Genomic DNA, 21,621 nt, shown 5'->3' with positions numbered 1-21,621 from the left:
TCAGTCCTCTTTTCTATGTGGCTCGGCAGATGATGTGGGTACGCGGAAGCTTATTGCTTCGCTTCCGCGGTACTCCATGCTTTGGCTTGCAATGCCTTGGCACGCTCGTCGTATTTCGCATCGATGAGCTTCATTTCATCGTCGGTCACATCTTCAAATTCATTTTCAATCAATTGGCGCGCACGCTCGGCCGACAGCGCCAGGATGGCGCCGAATTCGTCGTAGGCCAGCGCAGCGAAGGCAGGCACGGTCTTGACGCCGGCCAGGCCGAGCTTGCCGGCGACGACGCGATCCATTCCTTCGAAATTGATCAGCGCTTCGTCCATGCCTTCCAGGCCTTCTTCGGATGCGATCGCTTCTGTCACCAGTGCATCGCGTGCGCGGTTGCGCAGTTCGTTGACGGTGTCTTCGTCGAAGGATTCGATCTCGAGCATTTCGTTGATCGGCACGTAGGCGATTTCTTCCAGGCTGGCGAAACCTTCTTCCACCAGGATGTCGGCGACTTCCTGATCGACGTCCAGTTTTTCCATGAACAGGATGCGAATCGCTGCAGTTTCCTGCGCCGACTTGTCGGCCGATTCTTCCGCCGTCATGATGTTGATCTGCCAGTTGGTCAGCTCTGCCGCCAGACGCACGTTCTGACCGCCGCGACCGATGGCGATCGCCAGGTTTTCTTCGTCGACGACGACATCCATGGCATGCTTTTCTTCATCCACGACGATCGACGAAACGTTGGCCGGCGCCAGTGCACCGATCACGAATTGCGCCGGATCTTCCGACCACAGCACGATGTCGACGCGCTCGCCGCCCAACTCGCCGGTCACGGCCTGCACGCGCGAACCGCGCATGCCGACACAGGTGCCGATAGGATCGATGCGCTTGTCGCCGGTAAAGACGGCGATCTTGGCGCGCACGCCCGGATCACGTGCCGCCGACTTGATTTCCAGCGAGCCTTGTTCGATTTCCGGCACTTCCAGTTCGAACAGCTTCATGATGAATTCGGGAGCCGTACGCGACAGGATCACTTGCGGACCGCGTGCGTTGCGGTCGATACGCAGGATGTAAGCGCGGACGCGGTCGCCGATACGCAGATTTTCTTTTGGAATCGTCTGGTCGCGCGGCAGGCGTGCTTCGATCTTGCCGGATTCGACGATCGCATCGCCGCGCTCCATGCGCTTGATCGTGCCGGTCACCAGCGAATCGCCGCGCTCCAGGAAGTCAGCCAGAATCTGTTCGCGCTCGGCATCGCGGATGCGCTGCAGGACGACTTGCTTGGTGTCTTGCGCGAAACGGCGGCCAAACTCGACCGATTCAATCGGCTCTTCGATGTATTCATCGACGGCGATATCGGGAATCTGTTCTTTGGCTTCGAAATGCAACACTTCCTGGTCAGGCAGTTGCAGACCGGCTTCGTCAGGCACCACGTGCCAGCGACGGAACGATTCAAATTCGCCGCTTTCGCGGTCGATCGACACACGGATGTCGACTTCGCCTTCGTAGCGCTTCTTGGTAGCTTGCGCGAGCGCATGCTCCAGTGCTCCGAAGACCACATCTTTATCGACGTTCTTTTCGCGCGCCAGCGCATCGACCAATAACAAAACTTCGCGACTCATGCTTTGCGACTCCTAAAATCCACTTTCGGCACCAGGCGTGCCTTATCCACATCGGCGAGTGTGAAATCCAACACCGCTGCCGACCCATCGTTTGCTTCAAATTCCAGTTTTAAGTTTTCGCCTTCAGGGGCACGCAGGATGCCTTGAAACGACTTGCGATTGGCTGCACTTGCCATCGGCATGCGCAACTTGATGATTGCCTCCTGATCGGCGAAGCGCACATAGTCGCTCAGCTTCTTGAGCGGACGATCCAATCCCGGCGACGACACTTCCAGCCGTTCGTAATCGACGTTCTCTACCGTAAAGACGTGCAGCAACTGATGCGTGACCTTCTCGCAATCCTCGACTGTGATCGGCCCCTTGTCGGCGTCTTCGAACGGGAAGTCGATAAACACGCGCACCAGTCCGCGCGCCGCCTTCTCGAGGTCGACCAGTTCGTAACCCATCCCCGACAGGGTGGTTTCAATCAAATCCAGCAATTGCAAGGAAATCTCTCCGCGCTTCTTTTCTTTTGACGTAGTCACGTCAATTTGTTCAGCAAAAAAAAAATGGGCATCTGCCCATCGTTCTTATCGTTTATTCAACTGCAAGCAGTTTCACGATGCATTATTTGCCGTGAATTACCCCGTTAACTTGCGCATTATAACCGATTACGGTATGTCCGGCAATTCAAGATTGCCGGACATACCCCAGACCGCCCGATGTTTCACAAAAGAAATTCCCGAGCAATCAAAGACTTACCCGCGCCGACGACGCGGCATGCCGCCTGCGCCCATGCCCTGCCCGGCCATGCCGCCGCTGCGTTGCGGACGGTTGTGGCGACGCTGACCGGCGTCCGGGAAGCCCAATGCGGTCTGCAAAGGATCCGGCTGACGCGGCTTGTTCGGCTGCCCACGACCGCCCTGGCCTTGGCCTTGCCCATGACCCTGGCGCGGTCCCTGACCCTGCCCTTGCCACGGCTCGCGACGCGGACCTTTCTGCTGCATGGGATTGGCGTTGGCGTTGCTGCGCGGCTGGCCGTTGCTGTTGCCATTATTGCCATTCGCATTGCCGTTGCCGCGCCCCTTGCCGTTGCCGGCCGGGGCATCGCCGCCGACCTTTTCCAGGCCGCAAGCGGCCAGCATGCCGCGCACGGCGTTTTCTTCCAATTCTTCCCAGCGACCGCGCTTGAGACCTTGCGGCAACATCATCATGCCGTAGCGGGTACGGATCAGACGCGACACGGTCAGACCGATCGCTTCAAACATGCGGCGCACTTCACGATTGCGGCCTTCGCCGATCGTCACGCGATACCATTTGTTGACGCCTTCGCCGCCGCCGTCGGCAATCTTGGAGAATTGCGCCATGCCGTCATCCAGCTCGACTCCGTGCAACAGCTTCTGGCGCATGCCCTGCTCCAGTTCGCCCAACGTACGCACGGCGTATTCACGCTCGATGTTGTAGCGCGGATGCATCAGGCGGTTGGCGAGGTCGCCGGAGGTCGTAAACAACAACAGACCTTCGGTATTGAAGTCGAGACGGCCGACGGCCAGCCATTTCGCCGCCTTCATGTTCGGCAGGCGGTCAAACACGGACGGACGGCCTTCCGGATCGTTATGACTGACGATTTCACCGGCCGGCTTGTGATAGACCAGCACGCGCGGCGGCTTCTTGCTGACTTTGCGTTGCAGCAACTTGCCGTTGATGCGCACTTGATCGGTCGGCAGAATACGCTGACCGATGTGCGCAGGCTCGCCGTTGACCGACACGCGGCCGGCCACGATCAGCTCTTCCATGTCGCGGCGCGAACCGAGACCGGAATCGGCCAGTACTTTATGCAGTTTGGGCGCGTCGTCTTCGGAGGTCAGATCGCGGCGACCATTCTTGCCGCGCAGCTGATGTCCGTTGCGGGCGCCGCCCTTGGCGCCGTCTTCCTTGTCATAGGCATCGGAAGTGACGAACGAAAAAATGTCATCGCCGGCGTCATGCGCGCGCAAACCCAATTGCGGCGCCTTCGGCTTGCCGCCCTTGGCGAAAGGCTTCTTGCCCTTTTGCTGACGATTGCGATCCTGGCCCTGACCGTCACGGCGCGATTCCGCCATCGCCTGATCGGCGACGGGAATCGGTGCATTGGCGTCGCCGGCACCATGAGACGCAACCGCATCGGCAGCAGGCGTATTGACCGGAGCAGCTTCGCCGCTTTCCGCCGCGCGTTGCGCTGCGCGGTTGTTACGCAAGGCGCGCGGACCGCGTACGCCACGGCGAGCCGGCTTGGTGCGCGCATTGTCGGCGGGAGCGTCCAGCAAAACGGGGGCGGCAGTGACTTCTTCGCCGATGGTGACGATGACTTTCGGCGCCTCCGGCGCAGCAGCAACGACAGCCGCCGGCGCCGATTCAACCGCAGCGTCGGCCGCCGGTTTCTTGACGCGGGTGGCACGTTTCTTCGGCGCAACGGCTTCGCTTGCCGGTGCGGCATCAGCCGCAACCGCCACTGGCGCAGCAACATCGGCCACAGCCTTCTCGGCAGCAGCCTTTTTCGTCACCGTCTTTTTGACGGCAGCCTTCTTGACCGGCGCAGCTTCGGCAACCGGCTCTTCAGCCACCAGCTTTTTGGCCCGCTTGCGTGCAGCCGGCTTGGCTGCAGCTGTATCGGCGTTGTCGGCGGCAGCACCGAAAAGGTCTACCTGCTTCTCATCGTTGGAACTAGATGGTTTCATTATTTGAATCGTGGTTATTCAGACCGGGCGCGGCATCACTTGCATGGCCGGAGGCAGGGTCCTTGGTGTGAATTTCTTCAGCAGCAGGGCTTTCGGCCTGCACTTCTTCGTAGTTGGCAACGCTTGGTGCAATCGCATCCACGTTGTTCTCGATGTCTTCCCCGGGAATTTCTTCCGTATTTGTTTCCGTGCTGACGGCAACTGCGCCGTCAACATCGCCGTCGATTGTTGCTATGGCGCTTTCGGCGCCGGCAAGTTCAACGGACTCCGTATTTTCAGCAGCTTGCCCGTCTGCACCCGGCTCGGCAGCATCGCTTTCAGCGGCCTCGCCTTCGGCAATCAGACTGGCCTGCATCCCTGCTTCCAGCGCTTGCAACTCAAGCAATGCGCCCGGATCGACGACGCCTTCCTTGGTGACCGTGCGCAGCGGCGGCAACTGATCCAGCGAGGTCAACCCGAGGTCGTCCAGGAAACGCTTGGTCGTGGCAAACAGAGCCGGACGCCCCGGTACGTCTCGATGGCCGATGGCCTCGATCCAGCCGCGATCTTCCAGCAGGCGCACGGTTTGCGAACTGACGGTGACACCGCGAATTTCTTCGATGTCGCCGCGCGTTACCGGCTGGCGATACGCGATGATGGCAAGTGTTTCCAGGGTTGCACGGGTGTACTTCGGCGGCTTTTCCGGATTCAGACGATCCAGATACACCTTCATCTCGGCCCGACTCTGGAAGCGCCAGCCTGTCGACAAACTGACAACTTCAACACCCTTGTCAATCCAGTCTTCGCGCAACTCTTCCAGCATCTGCCGGATGACATCCGACGTTATTTCGCTTTCGACATCCTCACCGGATACATAAAGCTTCTTCAAATCGTTGATTGATAATGGCTCGTGAGCACATAGCAATGCTGTTTCGAGGACTTTCTTGGCCTCAATAGTATTCATGTACGACTCTTGTGCGACTGTTTAACAAAAGTTTAGAGGCTTGACCAATACGAAGCGAAGCCTGGCTGCACGGGTTGAGTTTCATCACAGCGCCAACGGTGCTGTCAGGCTCTTGAGCCTGAATACTGCTTTGATGCTGTTGGTGCTGCTTCCCGGCGCTCGTTTATAGGAGGTTGAAGATGAGCGGGAAAATAAGGCTTGGTTGCGAACACAGAATCTTGAGTTCCCAGATTCTCGCACCATTTCAACTTTCGACCTTGCAAGCGGCGCCGAGCTGAGTTTTCGGGTGTCCGCAGGCAAAATGCAAAATATACTGCGCGGAGTTTAGCACAAAGCCCCGGAGGAATGTCGCTTCGTTGCAAGCGTCATACATTATTTACACGCTGTCGCCTGCCAGACACGCCCACGGGCATTCTTGGCCGGTGGACAGCCCGGCTGCATCACGGCCGCATCACGGCCGCATCACGACATATCCTGCTTTTCCAGCTCGAGACGGCGGGTGAAGTCTTCCACCGGCATCGGCTTGCCAAGCAGGTAACCCTGCACTTCGTCGCAGCCGTTTTCCAGCAGGAAGTCGTATTGCTCCTGATCTTCCACGCCTTCGGCGATCACGCGCAGGTTCAGGATGTGACCGAGCGAAATCACCGCCTTGACGATCGCGGCGCTGTCCGCATCGCGTGCGATATCGCGCACGAAGGACTTGTCGATCTTCAAAGCATCCACCGGAAAACGGCGCAGGTAGCTCAGGCTGGAGTAACCGGTGCCGAAGTCGTCCACCGAGACCTGCAAACCCAGGCGCTTGAGCGCATTCAGGGTGGCAACGGTCTTTTCGGCGTCGCGCATGACCACGTTTTCGGTAATCTCCAACTCCAGCCAGGCGGCGGCGAGACCGCTTTCGAGCAACACCTGGCGCACGAATTCCGGCAGGTTCTGATCGAGTTGCCGCGGCGACAAATTCACCGCCACCGGAATCGGCGCCAGTCCGGCATCCTGCCAGATCTTGTTTTGCGCGCAAGCCGTGCGCAACACCCATTCGCCGATCGGCACAATCAGGCCGGCTTCTTCGGCAAAGGGAATGAAACGATCCGGCGACACCATGCCCTGATCGGGCGTGACCCACCGGATCAACGCCTCGGCACCGATGATGCGTCCGCTGGCCAGGCTGATCTTGGGTTGGTAATGCAGCTTGAATTCATCGCGGTCGAGCGCGCGCCGCAGGCTCACCAGCATCTCCAGCCGGTTGCTGACCTGCGCATCCATCCAGCCGGCGAAGTACTGGAAGTTGTTGCGCCCCAGTTCCTTGGCTTTGTACATGGCCGAATCGGCGTTCTTGAGCAGGGTTTCGACATCGCGGCCGTCGGTCGGGCAACGGCTCACGCCGATGCTGCAGGTAATGTGGAATTCGCGATCCCCCACCACCCACGGTCGCGCCACCGCGGTCAGGATGCGCTGCAGGACTTCGGTGATGTTGCTTTCGTCGGGCTGGTTCTGCAGCACCAGCACGAACTCGTCGCCGCCTTGCCGCGCCACCATGTCGGTTTCGCGCACGCACGACACCAGGCGCTGCGCCACCGTCTTGAGCAATTCGTCGCCGACCTGATGACCGAGGCTATCGTTGATGAACTTGAACTGATCGAGGTCGACGAACACCACGGCCGTCAGCGAGCCTTTCTGTCGGGAATTCTGCACCGCGCGCTGCAGATGGTTGTGTAGCATCGTGCGGTTGGGCAAACCGGTCAGCGCGTCATGCGTGGCCTGATGGCGAATTTCGGCCTCGTACAATTTGCGCTCGGTGATGGCCTCCACCGTGCCTTCATAAAACATCAGCGTGCCGGCGTCGTCATGCACGGCGCGGGCGTTTTCCGAAATCCAGATGATCTCGCCGTCGCGGCGATACACGCGCGATTCGAAATTCGACACCGAGTTGAACTGTTCCATCATCTTCATGAATTCGGTGCGGCGCTCCGGCTCGACGTAGAGCTGATGCTTGATGTCGCGCAGGCTGACGATGAGGTCTTCCGGCGACTTGTAGCCGTAAATGCGTGCCAGCGCCGGATTGACCGCAATATAGCTGCCGTCCGGCGTCGATTGGAACACGCCTTCGATGGCGTTTTCGAAGATGCTGCGATAGCGCCGCTCCGCTTCCAGCAAAGCCTGATCGGCCTCTTTGCGCGCCGTCACGTCCTGCACATAGCCTTCCAGCGCATCCAGCGCCCCGGCGGCGGTGTAAATCCCGACGCCGCGCTCCCACACCCAGCGCACTTCACCGTCGGCGCGGATGATGCGGTACTCCATTTCAAAACGCTTTTTCGCGAGCAGGCAGGTTTGTATGGTTTTCCGCACCGCGTCGCGGTCTTCGGGATGGGTAATGCTGTCGTAAGAAACCCGGTGATTGAACAGCAAGTCCTGCGGCTGGTAGCCGGTCAGCTCCAGACAGCCTTCGCTGACGAATTCCATCGTCCATTCCTGATCGTCGCGGCAGCGATAAACCATGCCGTCCAGATTCGCCAGCAGTGTCTCCAGCAGACGCGGCGGCCTGGCGATGGAAGTAATTGCGGCGGCATGGTCAGGCGGAATCGAGGAAGCGACAATCTTCATATAAACGGGGCTTACGCAATCTATGCCTGACGGCAACAACCAGGAAAATAAAAGGAAGAAGAACGGGCGACAATAACGCCTGATTTGGCGGGTCCGCTTTAGACCGTGAAAAGCCAAAGCTTGCCAACGAGAATTAGCACGAATCGTGCCAGAAATTGATTTTCTGGCACTTCAAGCTGAAAACATGCCAATAGGCGAAAATCATGGCCCGGGAAACGAGGCATGCCTAATGAGAGGTGAAACCGATTTACTCCCGCCCAAGATTTGCTACTCACCTCTGTACCAATGAGGTTGTTCAAGCGTCATGCCATGCCCGCCCTTGTAAGCAGCGACCTCCGGTGAACGCCATTGCTCCAGCAACGCCGGATCGAGCTTATAAATTTCCACTCCCAACGGCCTGCATACTTCCAGAGGGTCCTGCGCATCCGGCCCCCACATCGGCAAGGACAAGTCGCCGCCCGGGCAGGTCGATAATGCGCACAGCAAATCAATTTCAGCAAAAAATTCCAGATAATCACCCTGCTTTGCCGGGCATGCTTTCATGAAGTACTGGTCGTCATCGTTCAGACCGGTAACTTGAAACACATTCAGCACATCGTGTACATCGAACTCCGTCAAGCCATATGGCGCCACCGCCCGAGTCAGATTCGAGTGGCAATGAAAATGAAAATCCTCACCGGTGAGCATGCGATTCACATACGGGTCGCAACGGGTACCCAATAAATCGTGAACCCGGCCGCCATCTTCATCGATGCCGTAATCGGCCAAACTGTCGTCCGTGATCGTGACCATGGGACGCAGATAGGGGAGAGTCGACCAGATTCGGTCAAACGTGCTGACATGCGCTTGCTGTAACTGGCGGGTGCGGGAAGCCCACATCCGTTCGCGTGGGTTGTGCAAGTTCCACATATTGAAATCCGCTACTTGCGGTCCGTCGATTGCGACGATCCGGAACACATGGCCGGCGGGTACGGTCCAGGCTTTTCCTGAGCGAATCGGGATCACAATAGCGTCAACCAAAGTGCGCCGTCCCTGGTCCGCGGCGATCTTGCCGTAAAAATCTTTATCGACGTTGAGTACCGACCCTTTCGTTACCTGGTAGGCGGCTGGATAATTTGACATGCTGCTTAAACTCCTCATTGGTTATTCCCGTTGAACTTCGACGCCAATGACCCACCGCGGTGGTTGACCGCGAGCCTGATGCGTTCTTCGGGAAGTGAAAAATGCTGAAGGAAAATCGAGGGAACTCAAACATAGTCGAGCATCGCTTGCTCCGATGCTCTCAAATAATCAGCTAAAGCCGCCTGCGCCTGTGCCTGCCTCCCTTGCTCCAGCAATTGCAAAATTGCACGATCCATGGCGATCCAGGGCTGTTGAAAGCGCTCCTCATCCGGCGCGGAGGCAAATATCAACCGCAATTGCGCCAGAATGGTCTTGAAAAACGCATCGAACGAGGGGCTGCCGAGCAAATGCACGATGTGCTGATGAAACAAGAGACTATGCGTGCCGACGCTGCGCCAGTCTTGCCGCGCCGCAGCCGCCTCTGATGCACTCACCGAACCTTGCATGGCATCCAAGGAGGCCGCCGAGATAAGTTCTCCTCCTGACAGGGCTTGCAATTCAAGCGTCCTGCGAACTCGGTAAATATCGCGTACGTCCTGGCGCGATAAAGTACGCACCACAACCCCGCGATGGCGGATGTGCAGCGCCAACCCTTCGCGGCACACTTGGCGCATTGCTTCTCGCAATGTATTGCGCGAGACGCTGTAGGCGAGGGTCAGTTCGGCTTCGATCAATGCCACACCGGGGACTAGCTTGCCCTGCATGATATCGTCGCGGATTTGCGCGGCGATTTTATCTGTGGCGGAGAGCTCGATTTCGTTGATTTCCATTTTTCATTCACAAAAATACGGGTTCAAATACTACGTCATCACTACATGCGCGCATCTTTGATAAAGCCTTCTATGCGCGATCCTGCCGCCTTGGCCATGACGTCCTGCGGCGGACCTTCACATGCGATCACACCATTTTCCATGAAGACGATGCGATCGGATATGCGAAACGCGAAGTTGATTTCATGGGTGACGATCACCATCGTCATGCCCTCTTCGGCAAGCGCTTCGATCACTTTTAGTACTTCACTGACCAATTCCGGGTCGAGAGCCGAAGTCGGCTCATCAAACAGCATAATGGACGGTTTCATCGCCAAAGCCCGAGCAATTGCAACCCGTTGCTGCTGGCCGCCGGAAAGTTGATGCGGGTATTTATTCGCATGTTCGGCAAGACCTACCTTCTGCAACATTTCCATCCCGGCCTGGACCAGCTCAGCGCGCTTTGCACGCCGGTGATAGCGTGGTGCAAGCACGATGTTCTGGAGTACGGTTTGGTGTGGAAACAAGTTGAAATTCTGAAATACCATGCCGATATCGAGGATGCCCTGCATATGCAATCGGTGCGAAACCTTTCCCTTTGGACCAGTAGGCGCCCAGAGAAAACTGTGCCCTCGGACCCTTATCTCCCCATCATCCAGCGTTTCCATGCCATTGACGGTCCGTATCAGCGAAGTCTTGCCGGAACCCGAGGGACCAATGATCGCTACGACTTCGCCGGCGTGCACCGCCAGATCGATTCCCTTCAATACTTCATGACTGCCATAGCGCTTTTTGACACCGGTCGCTTCCAGGATGATTTCCGGCGCGAACTTTGCTGCGGCGTTCGCGACTGATGCGACCGGAGACGGGCTCCTCTCCGTCGCAGGAAGCAACGCGGCGACGGTACGCAAAGTTACGTCAAGGCGTCGTTCAATAGCTTTCAAGCCATAGCCGAAAACAGTAACAATCAAGATGTAATAGAAAGCCACCGCCAGCATGGTTTCAAGGACCAAAAAATTCTGCGTATAGAGACGCTCCCCGACCAGAAGAATTTCTGCCAAGGAAATCACCGACACAAGCGACGTCAACTTGACGATGGTGACATATTCGTTTGCCAAGGACGGCAAGGCAATCCGGAACGCCTGCGGCATCACGATCAATCGTTGCAGACCCGCGTACTGAATGCCGAGCGCCTTGCCGGCTTCTATCTGCCCCTTGGGAATCGACAGCAATCCACCGCGGTGGATTTCCGCAATATAAGCAGATTCGCTGAGCGACAGCGCCAACAGTCCAGCCCAGAAAGGATCCGATAGCGCAACACTTGAAGCCGGATACACCTGCGGCAAGTTATAGACAAAAATCAAAAGCACCAGTAACGGCAGGCTTCTGAAAAACCAGATGTAGGTGGTGCATGCAACACGCACCGGGCCCAGTTGAGATTGCTTACCCAGCGCCAGAAAAAATCCCAGCACGATGCCGATTAGCCAGGTTGCAAGACTAAGCTCGATGACTACTAAAACAGCCTTCCAGAAGGCCGCATCGATCAGCAGCGACGCCGCGTATTGCCAGTCAAATATCATATCGATCCCTTGCTGCACATACATACCAGCCAGTGATATCCGAAGCGTGCGGACTGATCACCGATCAGCCCGGCGGCGCCCTGCATCACTCTTTATCGGACATTATTTCGCGGTGTTGCCAAGCGCTCGCGAGATGTCTTGCGCGCTAGGTTCCTTGACGTTGTATTCGTTCAGCAAAGCTTTATATTCCCCCGACTTTTGCATCGATTCGAAAGCAGTTTGCAAAATCGTCAGCAATTCTTTGTTGCCTTTGACGACGCCCAAGCCGATCACCACCGGATACAGAGGCTCGGTAGAACTGATACGCAAGCGATCGGCCATCTTGTTAACTGTCATTTTTGCTACGGCAGAGTCTTCGAACTGCGCGTCGACGGCGTGTGCAAGCACTGCCTGGGCCGCACCTGGAGAAGTTTCAAACTCGCGAACGTCAATCGCAGCCTTGCCGCCCGGTATGCAATATTGTTGCGAGACCTCGCGCAGACGCGGGATCCATGAGGCTCCTTTGATGGAACTGATTTTTTTACCGCATAGATCTTCCGGCGTCTGTGGCTTGAAGTCGCTGTCTTGCAACGTCATCAAAGAGCCGCCCGTTTTCAGGTACGGAAGGTAGTCAAGTTGCTTGGCACGCTCGGGGGTGACATAAAGCGCAGAAGCAATCACGTCGAAACGCCGCGCATTCACGCCCAAGATCAGATTTGCAAAACGCGTGTCCAAAAACCGAACCGTCAAACCAAGGTGACCCGCAAGACGCTTCATGAATGCAGGGTCAAAGCCAACTGGCTGATCCCCCTGAAAATAGTCATAGGGTGGGTAGGTCAAATCGGCACCAACAGTCAATACGCCAGGGGTAATAATAGGCGCGGCTGTTGCTGCAGACGCTGTGGATGTCTGGACGCCGACACTTGCGACGATCGCCGCCAGCACAATATTACGCAAGAGCGTCACCACACTATTCCGGATGAACGATGTTGCCGGTGTTACGTTGGGGATTGCATTCATTTCGGTCTCCAATACGTTAAGGGTAGATACGACAAACTCATGTGTACTGCCTGGCAGTCTGTTCTAACCACGCATGCGAATCACGTGTTGGAACGAACAATACACATTGTTCAACAATAAGTAAATAATTGTTGAACAATTGACTTTGTATAAGCACAAGCCATGCCACTTATCCAGAATCTCAACGAGGATGGCCTGCCAGAGGAGAAACCGTATTTAAGGAGCGCCGTTATCAAATGCGATTCGCAGAAGGAATTGCCGCAGGCGGGCTAACACGGTGCGAGTGCTATTTTGTGGTGATTTCTTTTATTGCAGCTGGTGCGCAACGCTGGTAGCGAAGAAGCCATTCAGGCCCTCTCATCGCACCAATTCAGTGCACATTTGAATCCCCTGCAATTAAAATAAAAACCACTCTTTTCGCCCTATCGCCGGACAACGGCAGCAGTAGAATCGCAACACCGCCTGACAAACAACAAAAAGGATGCTGGTATGTGGGCAACTCGTTACCTGGTTTTGTGGTTCGTGATTTTTCTGACGCTGGTGCTGACTATCCTCGCGTCGGGACATATGGTGAGCTGGTGGTGGGCCGTCGTACCGCTGGCGTTCAGCATCATCGGCATACGCGACGTCGTCCAGCGACGTCACGCGGTCTTGCGCAATTACCCGCTGATGGGCCATTTCCGCTTCATGTTCGAATCGATACGTCCGGAAATCCGCCAATACTTTTTTGAGGGCGAAAACGACGGCGCGCCGTTCACGCGCAAAAAGCGCAGCGTGGTCTATCAACGCGCCAAGGCCGACGTCGACAGCCGCCCTTTCGGCACCGAACTGGATGTCAAAGTCGCCGGCTACGAATGGATCGGCCACTCGCTGTCGCCGACCAAAATTGCCAGCCACGACTTCCGTGTCGTCGTCGGCGAAGGCCGCGCCCAGCCTTACTCGATGTCGGTCTTCAACGTCTCGGCGATGAGCTTCGGTTCGCTGTCGGCCAACGCCATCCGCGCGCTCAACCAGGGCGCCAAGAAAGGCAACTTCGCACACGACACCGGCGAAGGATCGATCTCCGCCTACCACCGCGAATTCGGCGGCGATCTGGTGTGGCAGATCGCCTCGGGTTACTTCGGTTGCCGCCATCCGGACGGCAGCTTCGACGAAGAGAAATTTGCCGTGCAAGCCAATGCGCCGCAAGTGAAGATGATTGAAGTAAAGCTGTCGCAAGGCGCCAAGCCGGGCCATGGCGGCGTGCTGCCGGCGGCCAAGATCACGCCCGAAATTTCCGCCACGCGCGGCATCCCGATGGGCATCGATTGCATTTCGCCGGCGGTGCATTCATCGTTCTCGACGCCGATCGGCTTGCTGCAATTCATCGAGAAGCTGCGCACGCTGTCCGGTGGCAAACCCACCGGCATCAAACTCTGCGTCGGCCATCCATGGGAATTTTTCGGCATCGCCAAGGCCATGCTGGAAACCAATATCGTGCCCGACTTCATCACCGTCGACGGCTCCGAAGGCGGTACCGGCGCAGCGCCGCTGGAGTTCGTCGACCACGTCGGCATGCCGCTGCAGGAAGGTTTGCTGATGGTGCACAACACGCTGACCGGCATCGGCATGCGCGATCGCGTCAAGATCGGCGCCAGCGGCAAGATCATCACCGCCTTCGACGTTGCACGCACGCTGGCCATCGGCGCCGACTGGTGCAACTCGGCGCGCGGCTTCATGTTTGCGCTGGGCTGCATACAATCGCAAAGCTGCCACACCGATCGCTGCCCGACCGGCGTGGCGACACAAAATGCCACGCGCGCCCGCGCACTGGTGGTGCCTGACAAGGCGGAGCGCGTATACCGCTTCCATCGAAGCACGCTGCATGCATTGCAGGAACTGGTGCAGGCTGCCGGCTTGCCGCATACCTCGGCGCTGCGCGCTTTCCACATCGTCCATCGCATCAACGATCACGAAATTCAGTTGCTGTCGGAGATGCTCAAGTATCTGGAACCCGGCGACCTGATCACCGGCAATTACCGCTATCAGGTCTACGAAAAATATTGGCCGATCGCGCGCGCCGAGAGTTTCCATCCGGAAATCGGCAGCCGCTTTCATTGAACAAGATATGCGATGCGCGGATGTTCATGCATCGAATGGAAACAACGAGAGACAAGGGACGCACCAATATAAAACGCCCGCATCAGCGGGCGTTTTTTTATATCCGGGTCCTTGCGTACAAACTGATCAGGAACAGATCAGAAGCAGGTCATGAAAAATGCGTAAATCATTTACGCTTCATGAAGAAAATGAATTCCTGATTCTCTTGCGATTGCGACAGCAAATCGTTGCCCGTCTGCTTGGCAAAAGCCTGGAAGTCCCGCACCGAACCGGTGTCCGTGGCCGTCACGCGCAATACCTGGCCGCTCGACATATCCGCCAATGCCTTCTTGGTTTTCAGTATCGGCAGCGGACAATTCAGGCCCCGCGCATCCAACTCTCTGTGAAATTCAATAACCATACTGTGAATCAAAAATTCCTAGTGATCGTTCGAGAATTCTACCCCAACATGAACCGCGTTGGTGCGTCGCAACATACTCTGTTGTATTTCGTGCACTAATGTTGTGCAGGGGAAACTAGCGGAGTGGATGAACCTGCAAATTCGACAAACTGCACCGGCAAATCATGACGCCGCATCCAGTCCGCCACCGCGTATCCCGTCCCTGCAGGCCAGGGTCGCAAGTCCGGCGGCGCCACCAGGCGGTACTCCAGCAATTCCGGAGACAGCTTGATCTCGCCCGTCGCCTTGACGTGATACGCAATGATCAATTCATTCTTGCGCATGAACTCGTAAACGCCGATCAGGGTGATTTGGTTGGCATCGAGATTGGTTTCTTCTTTGATTTCTCGCGCGATGCCTTGCTCCGGCGTTTCGTCCCGCTCCATGAAGCCGGTGATCAAGGCAAACCGGCCTTCCGCCCACGCCGCATTGCGCGCCAGCAACATCCTGCCGTCGATCTCGACCAGGCCCGCCAGCACTGGCAGAGGGTTGTCCCAATGCGTCCAGTGACCGTCGGGACAGGCAAGCCGCAGCTTGCCCGCCTCTTGTTCGTCCGCCCGCATGACCAGCGATGCGGCGCAGACGGGACAGAACTTGAAGTCGCTCACGGATGCTGCCTGGTCGGTTAAGCTTTGTCGCCGACCCAGGCCGCGACGCCTGCGAGCGCCTTCGGCAAGCCGCTGGGATCGGTGCCGCCGGCTTGCGCCATGTCGGGACGTCCGCCACCCTTGCCGCCGACCTGTTGCGCGACAAAGTTGACCAGTTCGCCGGCCTTGACCTTGGCCGTTGCATCGGCAGTCACGCCCGCAATCAGGCTGACCTTGCCGTCCTTGACCGAAGCCAGCACGATAGCGGCGGTCTTGAGCTTGTCTTTCAGCTTGTCCATGGTTTCGCGCAGCGCGGTGACGTCGGCGCCTTCCAGCGTAGCAGCCAGCACCTTGATGCCGTTGACGTCGACCGCTTGCGTCAGCAACTCGTCGCCTTGATTGGACGCCAGTTTCGATTTCAGTGCAGTCAATTCCTTTTCCAGCGACTTGACGTGATCTTGCACTTGAGCAATACGCGCAATCAATTCTTCCGGCTGCGCTTTCAATGCCGCCGCAGCTTCGTTGACGCGGTTGCTGAGCGACTGCACCAGGGCCAGCGCGTTTTCGCCGGTGACGGCTTCAACGCGACGGATACCTGCCGCCACGCCGCCTTCGGCCACGATCTTGAACAGGCCGATATCGCCGGTGCGCGACACGTGCGTACCGCCGCACAGTTCACGCGAAGAGCCGATCGACAACACACGCACTTCGTCGCCATACTTCTCGCCGAACAGGGCCATCGCGCCTGCGCCGACGGCATCGTCGAAGCCCATCAATCTGGCTTCGGTAGCGGCGTTGGCGAGGATTTCGCGATTGACGATTTCTTCGACGCGGCGGATTTCTTCAGCGGTGACCGGTGCATTGTGGCTGAAGTCGAAACGCGTCTTGTCGGCGTCGACCAGCGAACCCTTTTGCGCCACGTGGCTGCCCAGCACTTCGCGCAACGCCTTGTGCATCAGGTGGGTCGCCGAATGGTTGCGCATCGTTTGCGCGCGTTGCTCCGCATCGACCTTGGCTTCCACGGCATCGCCCACCGACAGCGAACCCCTGATCAGGTTGCCGTGATGGCCGAACACTTCCGGCTGGATCTTTTGCGTGTCGGCCACGGCAAACAATGCGCCCGACGATTCCAGCACCCCGGCATCACCTGCCTGGCCGCCGGACTCGGCGTAGAACGGCGTCGTGTCGAGCACGACGATGGCGTCCTGGCCGGCGTCGATCTTGGTGACGGCGCTGCCGTCGACGTACAAGGCAACCACCTTGGATTGCTGCGCCAGCGCGTCGTAACCGACGAACTTGGTCTTGTCGCCGCTGTATTCGATACCGGCAGCCATCTTGAATTTACCGGCGGCGCGGGCCGTCGATTTCTGGCGTTCCATGGCGGTGGCAAAACCGGCTTCGTCCAGTTCGACATTGCGCTCGCGGCAGATGTCGGCAGTCAGGTCCAGCGGAAAGCCGTAGGTGTCGTACAGCGTGAAGGCGGTTTCGCCGTCGAGCTTGGCGGCGTTCTTGGCCAGTGCTGCTTCGAGGATCTTCATGCCGTGTTCCAGCGTTTCGCCGAAACGTTCTTCTTCCTGCTTGAGGACTTGTTCGACGCGCGAGGCGGCTTCCGGCAGTTCCGGATAAGCGGCGCCCATTTCGGCGACCAGATCCTTGACCAGCTTGTAGAAGAACGGCTGGGTCTGGCCCAGCTTGTGGCCATGACGCAGCGCGCGACGGATGATACGGCGCAGCACATAGCCGCGACCTTCGTTGCCGGGAATCACGCCGTCGACGATCAGGAAGGACGTCGCGCGGATGTGGTCGGCGATGACCTTCAGCGAATTGTTTTCCAGATCGGTGACGTTGGTTTCGCGTGCCGCAGCCTTGATCAGGCGCTGGAACAGGTCGATCTCGTAATTGCTGTGCACGTGCTGCAGGATCGCAGCCAGACGCTCCAGCCCCATGCCGGTGTCGACGCAAGGCGCCGGCAGCGGCGTCAGCGTGGCTTCGCCGGTCTTGGGATCGATCTGGCGGTCGAACTGCATGAACACGTTGTTCCAGATTTCGATGTAGCGGTCGCCGTCCTGCTCCGGGCTGCCCGGAGGACCGCCCCAGACGTCGGGACCATGGTCGTAGAAAATTTCCGAACAAGGACCGCACGGACCGGTGTCGGCCATCTGCCAGAAGTTGTCGGAGGCGTAAGGCGCGCCCTTGTTGTCGCCGATGCGCACGATGCGCTCTTTCGGCAGGCCGATCACCTTGTGCCAGATGTCGTAGGCTTCGTCGTCGGTTTCATAGACGGTCGCCCACAGCTTTTCAGCCGGCAGGCCGTAGACCTTGGTCAGCAGCTCCCAGGCCCAGACCAGCGAATCGTGCTTGAAATAGTCGCCGAAAGACCAGTTGCCCAGCATTTCGAAGAAAGTGTGGTGACGCGCGGTATAACCGACGTTTTCAAGGTCATTGTGCTTGCCGCCGGCGCGCAGGCAGCGCTGCACCGAAGTGGCGCGCACGTAATTGCGCTTGTCGGTGCCGAGGAACACATCCTTGAACTGCACCATACCGGAATTGGTAAATAACAAGGTCGGGTCGTTGCCCGGCACCAGGCTGGACGAACGGACGACGGTATGTCCCTTGGATTCAAAGAATTTCAAAAACTTGTCGCGGATTTCGGCTGAGTTCATGTTCGAGGACTGTAAAGAAAACGGTGCAAGAAAGATGTTGCGAACCGATGATTATACGTGATAAGCCCTATCACAATCATGGTCTGCGGCGCGCCTGCCGCATGTCTCCATGTGCAAACGCAAATACGGACGCAAAAAAACCCGTTCGGATCGCTCCAAACGGGTTAATGGTGATGTCAACCTGCAATCTGAATCAGACCGGTCTCGTTGCTTTCCGACCTGGCCCCATCACGGCTTGCGTGGCTAAAACCCCCTCCGGTAAATCAGGCGCCTTGATACAGCTTGCCGTTCTTGCTCTTCTTGGCGTGTTTCTTGTGCTTTTTGTGCTTTTTGGCGTGTTTCTTGTGCTTGGCAGGCTTTGCTGCCGGCGCTGCTGCCGGTGCGCTTGCAGCCGGAGCCGCCGGGGCTGCTGCAGGAACGTTCTGAGCCAGGACAGGCATTGCGAAAGCGGCGACCAGGACTGCTGCCAGTAATTTATTCAGTTTCATCTTTTTCCTCTTAAGTTGGTTCATCACAAGTGCGCTGACGATTTGTTATCCAGAATTCGCCACGTCATTTCGGCGAATCCGTTCTGACATACGACCACCTGTGCGTGTTTAACGCTGTGCTTTCGATTCGCGTTGACACATTTTAAGCGTTGCGCAGGCTCCGTCTATTCAGGAATTACCTGATGTATTTCACCGCAGTTTTGCGGACTGGCTCCGGCTTCTTGGTGGCAGTCTTGTCTTTCTTCTTTGCCGGCCCGCTTGCCTTACCCGGTTCTTCCTTCACCGCTGCCGCGTGATGCGGCTTGGCAGCCGCCTTGCCTTTCGGCGCATGCTGACCATGTTTAGCATGCGGGCTGGTCAGATGCTTGACGGGCGCCTTGCTTTTTTTCTTGACGGCTTTACCCGGTTTTACCGGTTTGGCGGCATGCGCCTTCTTTGCGATCGATTTCGAGGCATCTGCGGGAGCAGTCGCCTTGGGCGTTGTTTTTGCCTCCGCGCGATCACGCCTGTCCTGCAGGATTTGCGCTTCGCGCACGGTCAGCTTGCCGGCCTTCAGATCACGGACGATGGCGTCATCGGTGTATTTTTGCTGGCCGCTTCCCTGATTTCCCTGCTGTGCGCCGGCGTTGCCGGTGATCGCAATGGCGATGGCCGCCGTGGCCGCCAGCATGCGGAGCATGCCCTTGATTTTCATGATTCCTTGCTTCCCTCTGTTTTTCGTTTTTACCGTTTTTCTTTTTTATGCCGGGCCGATCAGGTCGATACGGTCGGTACAAAATCCGTCCACGCCCCAGCCCAGAATTTCTTCCGCGCGCGCCGGTTCGTTGACGGTGTAGCAGAATAAACCATATCCCGCCTGTTTGACCGCCTGCGCCAGTTCCGGCGTCAAATTCTTGTGGCTGGTATGCAGCGCCACCGCATCCAGCGCCTGCAAACGCTGTTCCCAGTCAACGGGAATCCGGTCGACCAGGAAGCCGCGCGGAATCCCCGGCGCGCTCCGTTTGGCCGCCATCAGCGCATCGAAAGAGAACGACGAAAACAGCGGCAGGCTGCGGTCGTTCCGCCCCGGCACATGCGCGGCGATTTCGTCGGCAAAGAAACGCGCGACTGCTTCTCCGGCAACTTCGCCGGTGCGCACCGCATAGGCGTCGCCGGCAGGCTTGATTTCGATATTCATCCAGATGCCGTTGCCGCGGCAGAACTCCAGCACCTGCGCCAACGTGCAGACCGGCTCGCCGGCATATTTCGGGCTGTGCCAACCACCGGCGTCGAGTTTCTGCAAATCCTGCAGCGTGTGCTCCGCGATCTTGCCCTCGCCCGGCAAGGTGCGGCCGAACGAGGCGTCGTGCATCAGGATGGCCTGCTCGTCGCTGGTCAGCATGACGTCGAATTCGACCGCCCTGAAACCGTATTCCATGCCGCAGCGAAACGCCGCCAGCGTATTTTCCGGCGCCAGCGTGCCGCCGCCGCGATGTGCTGCAACTTTCGGGTAAGGCCACATGTTTTTCTCCGGACAAAAAATTTATTGCCGCCATTCTATGCCGAGGCGCACAACTTGGCAGCACTTCGTCCGCCGATGTTGACGCTTCGTCGCAAACTGCTGTCGCCGCCAAAGCGGGTGATACATCATGCCGCCATACCCGCAACGAGGAAACCGTCATGTCCACTTCCCTGCCATCGTCCGATTCGGCCCTGCTCAACGCCACCCGGCGCATCGAGCGCAAGCTTCGTTTCTTCTCCCATCTCGGCGTCTACCTCATCGTCAACGCCGGCCTGATCACACTGAACCTGCTGCAGACGCACAAGCCGTTCTGGGCGGCGGCGCCGTTACTGGGATGGGGAATCGGGTTACTATTTCACGGCTTGAAAGTATTCATGCAGGTACCTCCGGCATGGAAACAACGCATGATCGAACAGGAATTGAAAAATCACCGGCAATGACCACGAACGCAACAACCATCGCTTCACGCTTACCCCTCATCGCACCGGAACTGCTACGCAGCCTGGTGCCGACCATGGTCATCAACCTGTTGTGCGCAGTGGTGGTCACTTACCTCATGCGCATCGGTGCCGGCTTTGTGGAGAATCTGGTGTTCTCGATGTGCATCGGCACCACCGCCATGATGCTGATCGACTGCGGCCGTATTTTGTTATGGGGCAAGGATGAACCGAACAAGCCCGGCTTCTTCCTCATGCTGTTGATTTTCGCGCCGTTGTCCTTTTTCATCGGCAACGTGATCGCCGGCACCCTGATCGGACGACCGGTTGAATTACTCGCGCTGGGCCAGGCCAACAACACCATCGGCGTCATCGTCCTGATCCTGCTGGTCTGCGTCGGCGCCACGCTGTTTTACTGGAATCGCGAAAAAATGGCGGCGCTGGAAGCCCGCAACGTCGTCATCGAAAAACAAGCCGTCCAGGCGCAGCTGCAAATGCTGCAGGCGCAGATCGAACCACACATGCTGTTCAACACGCTGGCGACGCTGCAAACCCTGATTTCCACCGAACCCATCCGCGCCCAGCAAATGCTGGACCAACTGATCCACTACCTGCGCGCCACGTTGTCGACCTCGCGCAGCGCCCAGACCACGATGGGGCAGGAGTTCGAACTGACCAAGGCCTATCTCGGCCTGATGTCGCTGCGCATGGGGCTGCGCCTGACCTACAGCCTGCAGCTGCCGGATGAACTCAGGCCCACGCCGATCGCGCCGATGCTGCTGCAACCGCTGGTCGAGAACGCCATTCGCCACGGTCTCGAACCCAAGGTGGAAGGCGGCGACTGCACCGTGCGCGTGACCGTCCATGACGGCATGCTGATCGTGAGCGTGTTCGACACCGGCATGGGACTCAATACCTCCACCAGCTACAACAAACCCGACAGCACCCATCTCGGCCTGGAAAATATCCGCGCCCGCCTCGACGCCCTGTACGGCCCGCTGGCGGAATTGACGCTCACGCACAATATCCCCGAAGGCGCCGTAGCGCAGATCACCATTCCCATGGCTGCGCTGTATCCCGATCCAACCCGATAATCAAGACCATCC

18 protein-coding genes are annotated in these 21,621 nt (G+C 57.9%); 3 read left to right on the top strand and 15 right to left on the bottom strand.

Annotated features, from left to right (window positions below; genetic code table 11):
* Nucleotides 1–50: 50 nt before the first annotated feature.
* The 9 genes from nusA to PMI16_RS02625 form a co-directional block, all read right to left on the bottom strand.
* Nucleotides 51–1,613 (bottom strand): transcription termination factor NusA, encoded by a 1,563-nt coding sequence (nusA, locus tag PMI16_RS02665; protein WP_007876145.1) that lies wholly within the window; start codon nt 1,611–1,613, stop codon nt 51–53.
* On the bottom strand, nt 1,610–2,098 hold the full coding sequence (gene rimP, locus PMI16_RS02660; protein ID WP_007876144.1) for a ribosome maturation factor RimP: 489 nt from the start codon (nt 2,096–2,098) through the stop codon (nt 1,610–1,612). The genes nusA and rimP overlap by 4 nt, the downstream gene beginning before the upstream one ends.
* Before the next feature lie 252 nt (nt 2,099–2,350).
* Nucleotides 2,351–4,309, bottom strand: a complete 1,959-nt coding sequence (gene rluB, locus PMI16_RS02655; protein WP_007876142.1) for a 23S rRNA pseudouridine(2605) synthase RluB — start codon at nt 4,307–4,309, stop codon at nt 2,351–2,353.
* A complete protein-coding gene (gene scpB, locus PMI16_RS02650) occupies nt 4,296–5,252 on the bottom strand; it encodes an SMC-Scp complex subunit ScpB (protein ID WP_007876141.1) in 957 nt (318 codons plus the stop codon). Before scpB ends, rluB begins: the two co-directional genes overlap by 14 nt.
* Nucleotides 5,253–5,714: 462 nt before the next feature.
* The gene (locus PMI16_RS02645; protein WP_007876140.1) at nt 5,715–7,850 is read right to left on the bottom strand and encodes a putative bifunctional diguanylate cyclase/phosphodiesterase; all 2,136 of its coding nucleotides are present in this window, start codon (nt 7,848–7,850) and stop codon (nt 5,715–5,717) included.
* Nucleotides 7,851–8,117: 267 nt separating this feature from the next.
* Entirely contained in the window at nt 8,118–8,972 is an 855-nt protein-coding gene (locus PMI16_RS02640) for an urea carboxylase-associated family protein (RefSeq protein WP_007876139.1), read from the bottom strand.
* Nucleotides 8,973–9,097: 125 nt separating this feature from the next.
* A complete protein-coding gene (locus PMI16_RS02635; RefSeq protein WP_007876138.1) occupies nt 9,098–9,742 on the bottom strand; it encodes a GntR family transcriptional regulator in 645 nt (214 codons plus the stop codon).
* Nucleotides 9,743–9,783: 41 nt separating this feature from the next.
* The gene (locus tag PMI16_RS26645) at nt 9,784–11,301 is read right to left on the bottom strand and encodes an amino acid ABC transporter permease/ATP-binding protein (RefSeq protein ID WP_007876137.1); all 1,518 of its coding nucleotides are present in this window, start codon (nt 11,299–11,301) and stop codon (nt 9,784–9,786) included.
* A 102-nt stretch (nt 11,302–11,403) separates the two neighbouring features.
* Nucleotides 11,404–12,300, bottom strand: coding sequence for an ABC transporter substrate-binding protein (locus tag PMI16_RS02625; protein ID WP_007876136.1), 897 nt, complete (start codon nt 12,298–12,300; stop codon nt 11,404–11,406).
* Between the two features lie 489 nt (nt 12,301–12,789).
* On the opposite strand from PMI16_RS02625, the gene PMI16_RS02620 reads away from it, so the two are divergent.
* On the top strand, nt 12,790–14,400 hold the full coding sequence (locus PMI16_RS02620) for an FMN-binding glutamate synthase family protein (protein ID WP_007876135.1): 1,611 nt from the start codon (nt 12,790–12,792) through the stop codon (nt 14,398–14,400).
* A 166-nt stretch (nt 14,401–14,566) separates the two neighbouring features.
* Here PMI16_RS02620 and PMI16_RS02615 read toward each other — a convergent pair whose 3' ends face one another.
* The 6 genes from PMI16_RS02615 to ugpQ all read right to left on the bottom strand — a co-directional run bounded on the left by PMI16_RS02615 (nt 14,567) and on the right by ugpQ (nt 20,078).
* Nucleotides 14,567–14,800: a sulfurtransferase TusA family protein gene (locus PMI16_RS02615; protein ID WP_007876134.1), complete on the bottom strand. Its 234-nt coding sequence runs from the start codon at nt 14,798–14,800 to the stop codon at nt 14,567–14,569.
* Between the two features lie 95 nt (nt 14,801–14,895).
* On the bottom strand, nt 14,896–15,447 hold the full coding sequence (locus PMI16_RS02610; RefSeq protein WP_007876133.1) for an NUDIX domain-containing protein: 552 nt from the start codon (nt 15,445–15,447) through the stop codon (nt 14,896–14,898).
* A gap of 17 nt (nt 15,448–15,464) precedes the next feature.
* On the bottom strand, nt 15,465–18,089 hold the full coding sequence (alaS, locus tag PMI16_RS02605; RefSeq protein WP_007876132.1) for an alanine--tRNA ligase: 2,625 nt from the start codon (nt 18,087–18,089) through the stop codon (nt 15,465–15,467).
* A 263-nt stretch (nt 18,090–18,352) separates the two neighbouring features.
* Nucleotides 18,353–18,577: a hypothetical protein gene (locus PMI16_RS02600; protein WP_007876131.1), complete on the bottom strand. Its 225-nt coding sequence runs from the start codon at nt 18,575–18,577 to the stop codon at nt 18,353–18,355.
* A 175-nt stretch (nt 18,578–18,752) separates the two neighbouring features.
* Nucleotides 18,753–19,271, bottom strand: coding sequence for a hypothetical protein (locus PMI16_RS02595; protein WP_007876129.1), 519 nt, complete (start codon nt 19,269–19,271; stop codon nt 18,753–18,755).
* A gap of 45 nt (nt 19,272–19,316) precedes the next feature.
* Nucleotides 19,317–20,078 carry a glycerophosphodiester phosphodiesterase gene (gene ugpQ / locus PMI16_RS02590; RefSeq protein WP_007876127.1) on the bottom strand — a complete coding sequence of 254 codons (762 nt, stop codon included), beginning with the start codon at nt 20,076–20,078 and terminating at the stop codon, nt 19,317–19,319.
* Between the two features lie 158 nt (nt 20,079–20,236).
* On the opposite strand from ugpQ, the gene PMI16_RS02585 reads away from it, so the two are divergent.
* Together PMI16_RS02585 and PMI16_RS02580 are read left to right on the top strand one after the other, a co-directional pair.
* Nucleotides 20,237–20,518 carry a 2TM domain-containing protein gene (locus PMI16_RS02585; RefSeq protein ID WP_007876126.1) on the top strand — a complete coding sequence of 94 codons (282 nt, stop codon included), beginning with the start codon at nt 20,237–20,239 and terminating at the stop codon, nt 20,516–20,518.
* Nucleotides 20,515–21,609, top strand: a complete 1,095-nt coding sequence (locus PMI16_RS02580) for a sensor histidine kinase (protein ID WP_007876124.1) — start codon at nt 20,515–20,517, stop codon at nt 21,607–21,609. The genes PMI16_RS02585 and PMI16_RS02580 overlap by 4 nt, the downstream gene beginning before the upstream one ends.
* Nucleotides 21,610–21,621 lie beyond the last annotated feature (12 nt).

Origin of the sequence: Herbaspirillum sp. CF444 (genome assembly GCF_000282135.1) — a bacterium.
Lineage (GTDB): Bacteria > Pseudomonadota > Gammaproteobacteria > Burkholderiales > Burkholderiaceae_D > Herbaspirillum.
This window is presented reverse-complemented; position numbering and strand designations above follow the sequence as displayed.

Coding starts and splice junctions, on each gene's coding strand:
- scpB (WP_007876141.1), bottom strand. CDS start 5,252: ATGAATACTATTGAGGCCAAGAAAGTCCTCGAAACAGCATTGCTATGT.
- nusA (WP_007876145.1), bottom strand. CDS start 1,613: ATGAGTCGCGAAGTTTTGTTATTGGTCGATGCGCTGGCGCGCGAAAAG.
- rluB (WP_007876142.1), bottom strand. CDS start 4,309: ATGAAACCATCTAGTTCCAACGATGAGAAGCAGGTAGACCTTTTCGGT.
- PMI16_RS02635 (WP_007876138.1), bottom strand. CDS start 9,742: ATGGAAATCAACGAAATCGAGCTCTCCGCCACAGATAAAATCGCCGCG.
- PMI16_RS02620 (WP_007876135.1), top strand. CDS start 12,790: ATGTGGGCAACTCGTTACCTGGTTTTGTGGTTCGTGATTTTTCTGACG.
- PMI16_RS02615 (WP_007876134.1), bottom strand. CDS start 14,800: ATGGTTATTGAATTTCACAGAGAGTTGGATGCGCGGGGCCTGAATTGT.
- ugpQ (WP_007876127.1), bottom strand. CDS start 20,078: ATGTGGCCTTACCCGAAAGTTGCAGCACATCGCGGCGGCGGCACGCTG.
- PMI16_RS26645 (WP_007876137.1), bottom strand. CDS start 11,301: ATGATATTTGACTGGCAATACGCGGCGTCGCTGCTGATCGATGCGGCC.
- PMI16_RS02595 (WP_007876129.1), bottom strand. CDS start 19,271: ATGAAAATCAAGGGCATGCTCCGCATGCTGGCGGCCACGGCGGCCATC.
- PMI16_RS02580 (WP_007876124.1), top strand. CDS start 20,515: ATGACCACGAACGCAACAACCATCGCTTCACGCTTACCCCTCATCGCA.
- alaS (WP_007876132.1), bottom strand. CDS start 18,089: ATGAACTCAGCCGAAATCCGCGACAAGTTTTTGAAATTCTTTGAATCC.
- PMI16_RS02625 (WP_007876136.1), bottom strand. CDS start 12,300: ATGAATGCAATCCCCAACGTAACACCGGCAACATCGTTCATCCGGAAT.
- PMI16_RS02640 (WP_007876139.1), bottom strand. CDS start 8,972: ATGTCAAATTATCCAGCCGCCTACCAGGTAACGAAAGGGTCGGTACTC.
- PMI16_RS02600 (WP_007876131.1), bottom strand. CDS start 18,577: ATGAAACTGAATAAATTACTGGCAGCAGTCCTGGTCGCCGCTTTCGCA.
- PMI16_RS02645 (WP_007876140.1), bottom strand. CDS start 7,850: ATGAAGATTGTCGCTTCCTCGATTCCGCCTGACCATGCCGCCGCAATT.
- PMI16_RS02585 (WP_007876126.1), top strand. CDS start 20,237: ATGTCCACTTCCCTGCCATCGTCCGATTCGGCCCTGCTCAACGCCACC.